Here is an 11,034-nt window from a genome sequence, read left to right on the forward strand (position 1 = left end):
CCCCCTCCGGGGCCGTCCCGTGCCATGTCCGGGCCCGTCCTGGGTAGCCGGAGGTGGAGGGACACCGACACGGAAGGGGGCGGAGGCCGAGGTGAGCGACTGCGGCGACCACGGCGACTACGGAGAAGTGCTCGACGCCGTCATGGAGAGGGTGCGGTCGCACATCGGCGAGGGCCGGGTCGCCGACTACATCCCCGAACTGGCCAACGTGGACCCGGACGAGTTCGGGTTCGCCGTGGCCACGGTGGACGGCGACCTGTACAGCGTCGGCGACCACTCCCGGACGCGCTTCTCCATGCAGAGCATCACCAAGGTGTTCACCCTGGCGCTGGTGATGAGCAGGTCCGGGGACAGCGTGTGGAAACGGGTCAACCGGGAACCCTCGGGCAACTCCTTCAACTCCCTGTACCAGCTGGAGTTCGAGAGCGGCGTGCCCCGCAACCCCATGATCAATCCGGGCGCGCTCATCGTCACCGACCAGCTGCTGACCGACACCGGGGACGCCGTCGGCGCGCTGGGGGAGCTGCTGTGCGCGGAGACCGGCGACCCCGACCTGCACACGGACAACCTGGTGGCGCGCTCGGAGGACGAGCACGGCGACCGCAACCGGGCGCTGGCCTACCTCATGTCGAGCTTCGGCAACATGCACAACCCGGTGCCCGATGTGCTGGACCACTACTTCCGGCAGTGCGCGATCACCGTCAGCTGCGAGGAGCTGGCCCGGGTGGGGCTGCTGCTGGCGCGCCACGGCAGGCGTGCGGACGGCTCCCAGCTGCTCAGCCGCTCCGACGCGCGCCGCGTCATGGCGGTGATGCTCACCTGCGGCACCTACGACGCCGCGGGCGAGTTCGCCTACCGCGTCGGCCTGCCCTGCAAGAGCGGGGTGGGCGGCGGCATCCTCGCGATCGTGCCGGGGCGCTGCTCGGTGGCGGCGTGGGGGCCCGGTCTGGACGCCAAGGGCAACTCGGTGACGGCGGCGCTGGCCCTGGAGGCCTTCACCGACATCACCAACTGCTCGGTGTTCTGACCACTCTGACCGCTCTGACCGCTCTGACCGCTCAGTCGTCCCCGTCTGCCGGTTCGAAGCCGCGGGACATGTGGTCCAGCAGCGCACGGTTCTGCTCGGGGTGGTCGTTGTCGGCCACCAGGAACAGGGCGTAGCCGATGTCCTCGGTGTGGAAGCCGCGGTTGATGGCGTGCATGTCGCCGTTGCCGAAGGTGAACTCCCAGTCGGCGGCGCTGACGTAGTCCTCGGTCCAGTCGGCCTCGACGTCCTCGATGCCGATCAGTTCGTAGCCGCTGAAGTTGCCGCTGCCGACGGGCTCGAACTCGCGCCAGTCGTCCCCGGCGTCGGGGTTGGGGTTGTCGGTCTGGTCCACCAGCAGGTAGCCGCCGTCGGGGTTGCGGAAGTAGACCATGTGGCCCTCGCGCTCGACGTTCCAGCCCTCGGGGACGTCCACGGAGAAGCCGCTGGAGTCCTCGTGGCGGGTGAGGGGCCCCCAGGCCTCCTCCAGGCCGTCCTCGTCCCGCTCCTCCTCCGACTCCCCGTCCGAGGGCTCCGCGGACTCCCGCGGCGTCTCCTCGGCCGCGGACGCGCTCTCCTCGGCGGGGGGCGCCGGCTCCTCCGTACCGGGGTCGGCGGCGGCCTCCTGGCCCGAGCCGTCGACCAGTCCGGTGTCGGCCCCGCCCGAACGGTTCATGCTCACCAGGAGGCTGGTGGTGGCGCCCGCGACGAGGAGCACGAACACGGCGGCGGCGACCAGCAGCGTCCGCCGGACGGAACCGGGGCGTGCCTCACGTCGGGGGGCGGCCGGGCCGGGGGCCGGGCCCGGAACCGGCGGTTCGGCGCGGACGGCCGCCTCGGCCACCTCCTCCGGCTCCGGCGTGGGCACGGTGGTGACCATCGTGGGGGCGACCGCCTCGGGGGTGTCGTCCGCGTCCCGGATCTCGCGCAGCAGGGCGCGCACCTCACCGACCGACGGCCGGTCCTCCGGGCGCTTCTCGCACAGGGCCTCCAGGACCGGGCGCAGCGGACCGGCGTTGACCGGCTCGGGCAGGTCCTGGGTGACGATGGCGGTCAGCGTCGCCATCGGGGTCGGCCGTTCGAAGGGCAGGGTGCCCTCGACCGCCTGGTAGAGGGTGACGCCCAGGGCCCACATGTCCGAGGCCGGGGTGGCCGAGTAGCCGTGCGCGACCTCCGGGGCCAGGTAGCTCGGGGAGCCGATCAGCAGCCCGGTGCTGGTCAGGTGGGTGGAGCCGTCCAGGTGGGCGATGCCGAAGTCGGTCAGGACCGCGCGGTCGTTGCCCGCGATGAGCACGTTGCCCGGCTTGATGTCGCGGTGCACGATGCCGCGGGCGTGCGCCTCGGCCAGCCCCGCCGCCATCTGCTCGCCGATCCCGGCGGCCCGCCGGACCGGCAGCGCGCCCTCGTCGCGGACGATGTCGCCCAGGGAGGGGCCGCGGACCAGCTCCATGACGATCCACGGACGGCCGTCCTCCTCGGCCACGTCGAACACCGTGATGATGGCCGGGTGGCTGAGCTGCGCGGCGCTGCGCGCCTCGCGCAGCATGCGGGTGCGCAGCACCTCGACCTCGTGCGGGGGCAGGTTCGGCGGCGTGGTCAGCTCCTTGACGGCGACCGGCCGGTCCAGGAGGGTGTCGGTGCCCTGCCAGACCCGCCCCATGCCGCCGGAGCCGATGACCTCGTCCAGACGGTACCGGTTGACCAGGAGGCGACGGGGGTCGGCTTCGGAACTGTTCATGAAGGCGCTGTTCCTCTGTGGGGAGGGGCGGTGTGGGGAGTACGGGGCACGGCGGAGGAGGAGCCCCTGGGCGTTAGCGAGTCTAGGATCCCCCGGCCACTGTTGGCGCTCCCCGCCACGGTGTCATGTGCCTTCCCCGCGCGGGGGGTGTCCGGGCGCACGCCCCTGACATGGGCGGATTCCGCCGGAGGAGCCGCGCGGCGCCGGACCGGCGGGACGGGGATCACCGGGCGTGTCCGCCCGGACCGCGCCGCACGGGCGCGCGCGGGGGGCGGCGTCGGCCGTCGCAGCCTCCCCGGGGCTCCGGCCGACACGGGTGTGCGGGGGCGGCCTCAGGACCCGCGCAGCAGCCGTGCCAGGAAGTTCGGCGGGGACGACGGGCCGCCGGACGCCCGCCTCCCCGGCCCGGGCCCGTCGGCGGGCGGGGGCGGCGCGGCCTCCTCGGGCCCGCGGGGCGGGGGCTCCCGCGGGGTGAACTCGACGGGGAGCCGGACGGGGGACCAGGACAGGGCCGACAGCCGCCAGCGCAGCTGGTCGGGCGGGACGGCCGGGCGCAGCCCGGGCAGGCGGGTGAGCAGGACGCGCACCGCGACGGCGACGACGGTGGTCGCCTCCTCGATGGCGGGACACCGGTGCGGCCCCGCACCCCAGGCCACGTGCGCCCGGTTGGCGGTCTCCTCCATCCGCTCGGCGTTCTCCAGGGCGAAGAAGTGGTTCGCGGCGGCGGGGGCCATCAGCACGGGGGACCCGGCCCCGATCACCCGGCCGTCGTCGAGGGGCACGTCCACGCGCGGTTGACATCCTCTCCCGTTTGAAAGCGGGAGAATCCAGCTAACAGAACCCGTCCGCCGCTGGTGGTCTACGCTTCACAGCCCGCCTGACGGCGAGGGCTCCACGTCCTGGCACCCACAATGTCCTGGGGCGCTTCCAGCCTGGTCAGATACTCCACATTGCACGCGGCGTTGATGTCGGCGTGCGCCGCATACCCGCACCCCGGTGCCTTGCACACGAACCGGTCCCGCGACTCGCGGCTGCCCTCGGTGATGGCCTGGCATGCCGAGCAGCGCCGCGAGGTGTACGGGGCGGGCACCCGCACCAGGTGCCCGCCCCGGTCGGCGAGCTTGTACTCCAACAACGTGACCGTACGTCCCCACGCCTGACCGGCGATGGCACGGTTCAACCCGGACTTCTGTGCCACGTTGGTGCCCGGGGCCTCCACCGTCCCCCGGGCCGCGCGAACCATCCCGGCGATGTGCAGGTCCTCGACCCCCACCACACCGAACTCCTCAGCCAGGGCGTGCGTGACCCGGTGCTGCCAGTCCAGGGCACGGCGCTTGGCTTTCGCGCGCACCCGGGCGATCTGGTCATAGGTGCGCCGCAGCCGGTTCGAAGACGACTGTCCGGGTGTGCGCTGCCGCCGTTGACGTGCGGCTGTGCACTCCAACCGGCGCAAACGTTCGGCCTCACCTGGGGACAGCCACGGCCCGTGCTCACGGAACGTCCCATCGGACAGGGCGAGCGGCTTGGCCACACCCCGATCGATCCCCACCCCCGGGCCGATATGAGGCGCGGGCTCCTTGACCTCGGTGCGCACCCGTAGCACCACGTGCCAGCCGTGGGCCTCCCACACCAACCGCGCCCCAGTGACCTTGTTCGCGGCACCGGCGCGCTTGCCCACAGGCAAGTCCTTGGTCCACCTAAACCGGACCACACCGACCTTGGGGATCTGCACGATTCCCCACTTACGGGCCACACGTTTGATGTTCAAGTCCCGGCCTTGGGGGACGTCCACGCACATCCGTGAACGCAGCCGGGCCTTGAAGACGGGCGGGCCTGCCCGGCCCGCCCAGCAGTTCTGCCACGCCCGGAAGTAGGTCTTCAGGACTTGCTGTGCTGCTTGCGCGGGAAGGGCCGCCAGCCAGGGCAGGTCCTTACGGGCCTGACGAATAGCCGCATCAGCGTCAGCCAGGGACACTCGCCGGTTTTCGGAGGACATGGTCCACCAGGAGTGGAGCAGGTTCCACAGGGCGCGGGCGGCGTGGCCCTGGGTTTCCAACCCCGAGAGTTGGTCCTTGGTGGGGTAGAGGCGGGTCTTGTGGCCGCGTTCGCGCTTGATGTGTCACCTCCTGCCTGGTCTGGGTCGACCTTAGCGCGAGGGTGTGACGTTTCGTGACGGGCCTTTCACCCACCGACTGAAGCCGGTAGCACTCTCGCGAAAGAGAGGTAGAGGACGGGGAAGTTGGTGATCGGCGGGTCCCGCCACAGCACGCGGTCGAGGACCTCGGCCAGGGAGAGGTCGGAGGGCGGGACCGTGCCGTCCCGGAGGGGCCGGTCAGGAGGCCCGGTCGGCGGCCCCGTCCCGCGCCAGCGGGCGGAACCGGCGCAGCCGCTGGCTGTTGCTGACGACGAAGACGCTGGAGAAGGCCATGGCCGCTCCGGCGATCATGGGGTTGAGCAGCCCCGCCGCCGCCAGCGGGATCGCGGCGGCGTTGTAGGCGAAGGCCCAGAACAGGTTGCCCTTGATGGTGCTGAGGGTCCTGCGGGAGAGGCGGATGGCGTCGGCGGCGGCGCGCAGGTCGCCGCGCACCAGGGTCAGGTCGCTGGCCTCGATGGCCACGTCCGTCCCCGTGCCCATCGCCAGCCCCAGGTCCGCCTGGGCCAGGGCGGCGGCGTCGTTGACCCCGTCGCCGACCATCGCCACCGTGCGCCCCTCGCCCTGCAGCCGCTGCACGACCTCGACCTTGTCGCGGGGCAGGACCTCGGCGATCACCTCGTCGATGCCGACCTGGTCGGCCACCGCACGGGCCACCGCCCGGTTGTCCCCGGTGAGCAGGATCGGGGTGAGGCCCAGCTCGCGGAACCTGCGGACGGCCTCGGCGCTGGTGGGCTTGACCGTGTCGGCCACCACCAGCACGCCCCGGACGCGGCCCTCCCAGCCCACCGCGACGGCGGTGCGTCCCTGCGCCTCGGCGTCGGCGAGGGCGGCGGCCAGCCGCTCGGGCAGGACGGCGCCGTCCTCCTCCAGCAGCGCGACCCGGCCGACGGCCACGGCGCGGCCCCCGACGGTACCGCGGACGCCCAGGCCCTCGGCGTTGGCGAAGTCCCCGGGGGACGGGAGCGCGCCCACGCGGTCGGCGGCCCCGGCGGCGATCGCCCGCGCGATGGGGTGCTCGGAGGCGTTCTCCAGGGCCCCGGCCAAGCGCAGGACCTCCTCCTCGTCCTCGCCCTCGGCGGTGGACACTCCGGTCAGGGTCATCCGGCCGGTGGTGACGGTGCCGGTCTTGTCCAGCACGACCGTGTCCACGCGCCGGGTGTCCTCCAGCACCTCAGGACCCTTGATGAGGATGCCCAGCTGGGCGCCGCGCCCGGTGCCCACCATCAGGGCCATGGGCGTGGCCAGGCCCAGGGCGCACGGGCAGGCGATGATGAGCACCGCGACCGCGGCGGTGAAGGCGGTCGGGGCGGACGCCCCCAGCACGAGCCAGACGACGAGCGTGGCGAGCGCGACGAGGATGGCGATCGGGACGAAGACCCCGGAGACGCGGTCGGCCAGGCGCTGGACCTCGGCCTTGCCGTTCTGGGCCTCCTCCACCAGGCGCGCCATCTGGGCGAGCTGGGTGTCCGAGCCGACCCGGGTGGCGCGCACGACGAGGCGCCCGCCCGCGTTGACGGTAGCGCCGACCACGGAGTCGCCGGGCGCGACCTCCACCGGCACCGACTCGCCGGTGAGCATGCTCATGTCCACGGCGGAGGTGCCCTCCTCCACCACGCCGTCGGTGGCCACCTTCTCCCCCGGCCTGACGAGGAAGCGGTCGCCGACGACGAGCCGGTCCACGGGCACCGACTCCTGGCGGGAGTCCGCACCGCGCAGGACGGTGGCCTCCCTGACCCCGAGTTCGAGCAGGGCGCGCAGGGCGGCGCCCGCGCGCCTCTTGGAGCGGGCCTCGAAGTACTTGCCGAGGAGGATGAAGGTGGTGACCCCGGCGGCCACCTCCAGGTAGATGTTGGCCGACCCGTCGCCGCGGGCGACGGTGAACTCGAAGGGGTGGGTCATCCCCGCCATGCCCGCGGTCCCGAGGAAGAGCGCGTACAGCGACCACAGGAACGCCGCCGACACCCCGAGGGAGACCAGCGTGTCCATGGTGGCGCTGCCCAGCCTGAGGTTCTTCCAGGCGGCGACGTGGAAGGGCAGCGCGCCCCAGACGACGACGGGCGCCGCCAGGGTCAGCGAGGCCCACTGCCAGTAGGTGAACTGCAGGGCGGGGATCATCGCCATCGCGACGACCGGCACCGACAGGACCGCGCTGACGATCACCCGGTCGCGCAGCGCGCGGGCGGGGTCGGCGGGTTCCGCGGCGTCCTCGGCCGCCTCGGGTTCGGCCCTGGGGACGGTGGCGGTGTAGCCCGCCTTCTCGACCTGGGCGACGAGGTCCTCCACCGGGGTGGGCGCGCCGTCGAAGGAGACGCGGGCCCTCTCGGTGGCGAAGTTGACGGTGGCGGTGACCCCGTCGAGCTTGTTGAGCCGTTTCTCGACCCGGTTGGCGCAGGCGGCACAGGTCATGCCGCCGATGTCCAGTTCGACCGGTGCGGTGTCGGCCCGGCCCGCCGCGGCTGCGCTGCTGCTCATAGCTCTTCCTCGGTCCTCCGTGACGTCCCCGTGCTCTCGTGGACGGTCCTGCGCTCCGGTGCCGGACGACCCCGGAGCCCGGCGCGGGCGGGCGTCCCGCCCGTGCGCCGGAACTCCCCCCGCGGGCCGGGGTCGGCGGTGCGCCGTTCCCGTCCGGACCGCGGGGCCCGGTGTGCGCGTCAGCCGCGCACCTCGTACCCGGCCTCGTCGATGGCGGCGCGGACCGACGCGTCGTCGACCGGGCCGTCGCTGGTGACGGTCACCTTCTTGCTGTCGAGGTCGACCTCGACGTCGGTGACCCCCGCGACCCCGCCGACCTCCTCGGTGACGGAGTTGACGCAGTGTCCGCAGCTCATGCCGTCAACGGTGTAAACAGCGGTGCTGGTGGCAGCCATTTCGCCTCCTGGGGCATGTGTGCTGTACCGGCCCTCCTGGGACCGGCCTCCGATGCACTCAACATACCCCTTGGGGGTATGGCGCTGTCAAATGTCCGCCGAGCGCGCCGCCCGGGAAACGACGAAGGCCCCCGCACGTGACGTGCGAGGACCTCGGGCGGCGGCCACGGGGACCGGGGAGGCGTTCGGCGCCCCGGCGGGCGGTCCGGATGCCCTCCCCCCGCCCTCCGGGGGCGGCCCGTGTTCGGACCGGAGAGCGGGGCGGCGGGTGCACCGGACTTCGCGCGGCGGGGCGGCCGGAAGCTGGAAGGGGGACGGGGGTCGGGGGGACGGGGGGATGGATCAGGAAAAGGGGAAAGAGGGGGCGGGGACTACTCGGTTTTGAGTTCCAGGCGGGCGACCACGCGTTCGCTCGCGTGGTGGTTGTTCAGCGTGAACCCGGACCGCCGGAACATCTCCACCGTTCCCGTGTAGACCTCGGCGCTGGGCGCACGCCCTCCGGCGGTGTCCACCGGGTAGGCCTCCAGGACGCGGGCGCCGTTGGCCCGGGCGTACTCGATCGCCCCGTCCAGCAGGCGGCTGCCCAGGCCGCGTCTGCGCCGACGGGGCGGGAGCCAGAAGCAGACCAGCGACCACACGCCGGGCTCGCGGGGATCGGCCGGGCGCAGGGACCGCGACCGGGACAACCGGATGAAGTCCTCCCGGGGGGCCACGGACACCCACCCGCAGGGGCCGTCCCCGTCGTAGGCGAGCAGGCCGGGCACCCGCCCGTCCAGGGTCAGGCGCCGCAGCTCCTCCTTGTTGTCCACACCGCGCTGGGAGCGGTCGCAGGAGGTGCTCGCCGTGTGGTCCTTGGCCCGCCTCCGGAAGAAGGTGCACCAGCAGTGCCCGTAGGCTCCGGTCGGTCCGAACAGGTTCTCCAGGTCTTCCCACCGCTCGGCGGTGGCGGGCTCGATTGAGACGATGGACATCGGACTCCCTCGACGAGACACACGGGCCGCCACAACTGTGATCCAGCACACTAGCGATTATTCGCCGTGACCGAAAGAACACAGATGCACTGAAAAGCCTTACCTGGTGGGTTCTGTCATCGAATGACCCCTTGAAGACGCCGGTGGGGCGGGGGATGCGTACTCCCCCGCCCCACCCGCGGACGGATCAGGACCCGGCCGGAGCGCGGGACGGCCCGGGGCCCCGGTGCGGCGCGGGCCCCGTCCCGCGGCCGTCAGACCCGGTCGGACTCGGCCGCCGCCTCCCTCTCCCTGGGCTCCCAGCACTCCACGCCGCGCAGGTCGGGCAGCCGGTCCCGCGTGAACACGGGGTCGATACCCTGGCGCCGCTGGTCGTTGTAGTCCTTGAGCACCCGTGCCGCGATCGCGGCCAGCGGTGTGATGGCCACGAGGTTGATCAGCGCCATCATGCCCATGGTCGTGTCCGCCAGCGTCCAGACCAGGTCGATCGAGCCCAGCGAGCCGAGGAAGCTGGCCACGAGGAAGACGATCTTGTAGCCGAGCATGACGCGCCGGTCGGCGGTCAGGTACTCCAGGTTCGACTCGCCGTAGTAGTAGTTGCCCAGCACCGACGTGAACGCGACCAGGAGGATGATCAGCGTCATCAGGTGCAGCGCCCAGGGCCCCAGCGCCTCGGTGACCGCGATCTGGGTGAGGTCGCCCTCCAGCTCGCGCTCGGAGCCGCCCTCGTAGCCGATGAGGATGATGAAGGCCGTGATGGAGCAGACCACGAGGGTGTCGAAGTAGACGCCGAGGGTCTGCACCAGGCCCTGCTTGGCGGGGTGGCTGACGGCGGCGCTGGCCGCGGCGTTGGGGGCGGAGCCCAGGCCCGCCTCGTTGGAGAACATGCCCCGGCGCACGCCCTGGATGATCACCGTGCCCAGACCGGCGGCGGCGAACTCGCGGATGCCGAAGGCGTGCTCGAAGATGAGCGTGAACATCCCGGGGATGCGCTCGAAGTTCATCCCCACGATGATGATGCCCATGATCAGGTAGATCAGCGCGAAGGCCGGGATCAGCGCCTGGGCGGTCTGCGCGATCCTGCGCACGCCGCCGAAGATCACCATCGCGGTGACCGCGACGAGCACGACCCCGACCGCTGCCGACAGCCCCAGGCCCGCGTCCACGTTCATGTTCTGGGCGGAGTTGGTGACGGCCCCGGCGATGGTGTTGCTCTGCACGGCGTTGAAGACCATCGGGAAGGTCAGGATGAGGACGACGGCGAAGAGCACGCCCATCCAGCGCTGGCCCAGGCCCTTCTCCATGTAGTAGGCCGGTCCGCCCCGGTAGCCGGTGGAGTCCCTGACCTTGTAGAGCTGGGCCAGGGTGGACTCGACGAAGCTGGCCGCGCACACCACGAGCGCCATCGCCCACATCCAGAAGACGGCGCCCGGGCCGCCCAGGGAGATGGCGACGGCCACGCCGACGATGTTGCCCGTGCCGATGCGGGCCGCGGCCGAGATCATGAACGCCTGGAGCGAGGAGACGGCCATGCCCCCGTCGGGAGCGGTCTCGGGCTTGCTCTTGAGCACCCGGAACATCTCCGGGAGCATCCGGAACTGGACGGCTCCCGTCCGGATGGTGAGGTAGACGCTCACCACCACGAGCAGCGGGATCAGGATCCAGGCCCAGAAGAAGTCGTTGTTGAACGTCGCGATGGCGTCGGTGAGGCGCGCGTCGAGGGTGGGTGCCGCGTCTGCGACTAACACGGGCGGGGCTCCTTTGCTCCGGAGAAGGACAACCGCTCCCACATACCCGTGAAGTACGCGTAATCACCATCCGGAACACGCCGTGCCCGGATGGTGATGTCCCCGTTATCCGACCCCGGTCGGCGGAGCCGCCCGGAGGCCCCGCGCGCAGCCGCCGGCTCAGCCCTCGTGGACCAGGTCCGCGTAGGACGGGTTCTTCTTGAGGTAGGCCTGCGCGAACGGGCAGATCGGCACGATCTTGAGCCCCCGGGACCGGATGTGGTCCAGGGAGTCGCGCATGAGGCGGCTCGCCACACCCTTGCCCTCGAAGGAGGGGTCGACCTCCACGTGCGGCAGGGCGTACACGCCCTTGTCGATCAGGTGGTAGGCGGAGAACCCCACCACCGCCCCGTCCGCGCTCACCTCGTAGCGCGAGCGTTCCGGAACGTCGACGACCGTCAGGTCCATGGCACTCTCTCCCACTCCCCGTGTTCGCGCACGCGGTGTGCGCGGGCCAATGACCACGTTCCCACACATAACCGTCGCGCACAC

9 protein-coding genes are annotated in these 11,034 nt (G+C 72.0%); 1 reads left to right on the forward strand and 8 read right to left on the reverse strand.

All coding sequences use genetic code 11. The features are described from left to right. The first annotated feature begins 91 nt into the window (after positions 1–91). Entirely contained in the window at positions 92–1,027 is a 936-nt protein-coding gene (locus PV789_RS27130) for a glutaminase (protein WP_302475373.1), read from the forward strand. Between the two features lie 31 nt (positions 1,028–1,058). On the opposite strand, the gene PV789_RS27135 is transcribed toward PV789_RS27130, so the two are convergent. The 8 genes from PV789_RS27135 to PV789_RS27170 form a co-directional block, all read right to left on the reverse strand. Beyond that, a complete protein-coding gene (locus PV789_RS27135) occupies positions 1,059–2,762 on the reverse strand; it encodes a serine/threonine-protein kinase (protein WP_274975159.1) in 1,704 nt (567 codons plus the stop codon). Between the two features lie 332 nt (positions 2,763–3,094). Beyond that, complete coding sequence (locus PV789_RS27140; RefSeq protein WP_498048310.1) at positions 3,095–3,550, reverse strand: hypothetical protein; 456 nt, start codon at positions 3,548–3,550, stop codon at positions 3,095–3,097. 71 nt (positions 3,551–3,621) lie between these two features. Continuing rightward, positions 3,622–4,818 (reverse strand): RNA-guided endonuclease InsQ/TnpB family protein, encoded by a 1,197-nt coding sequence (locus tag PV789_RS27145; RefSeq protein WP_274975160.1) that lies wholly within the window; start codon positions 4,816–4,818, stop codon positions 3,622–3,624. A gap of 276 nt (positions 4,819–5,094) precedes the next feature. Next, positions 5,095–7,389 (reverse strand): heavy metal translocating P-type ATPase, encoded by a 2,295-nt coding sequence (locus tag PV789_RS27150; RefSeq protein WP_274975161.1) that lies wholly within the window; start codon positions 7,387–7,389, stop codon positions 5,095–5,097. A 179-nt stretch (positions 7,390–7,568) separates the two neighbouring features. Further along, entirely contained in the window at positions 7,569–7,784 is a 216-nt protein-coding gene (locus PV789_RS27155) for a heavy-metal-associated domain-containing protein (RefSeq protein ID WP_274975162.1), read from the reverse strand. A 371-nt stretch (positions 7,785–8,155) separates the two neighbouring features. After that, positions 8,156–8,755, reverse strand: a complete 600-nt coding sequence (locus PV789_RS27160) for a GNAT family N-acetyltransferase (protein ID WP_274975163.1) — start codon at positions 8,753–8,755, stop codon at positions 8,156–8,158. 254 nt (positions 8,756–9,009) lie between these two features. Beyond that, on the reverse strand, positions 9,010–10,503 hold the full coding sequence (locus PV789_RS27165) for an alanine/glycine:cation symporter family protein (RefSeq protein WP_274975164.1): 1,494 nt from the start codon (positions 10,501–10,503) through the stop codon (positions 9,010–9,012). A 159-nt stretch (positions 10,504–10,662) separates the two neighbouring features. Further along, the gene (locus tag PV789_RS27170; protein WP_017563820.1) at positions 10,663–10,950 is read right to left on the reverse strand and encodes a GNAT family N-acetyltransferase; all 288 of its coding nucleotides are present in this window, start codon (positions 10,948–10,950) and stop codon (positions 10,663–10,665) included. Between the last annotated feature and the right edge of the window lie 84 nt (positions 10,951–11,034).

The sequence above is a fragment of the Nocardiopsis camelliae genome, from assembly GCF_028993595.1.
Taxonomy (GTDB): Bacteria; Actinomycetota; Actinomycetes; order Streptosporangiales; family Streptosporangiaceae; genus Nocardiopsis; species Nocardiopsis dassonvillei.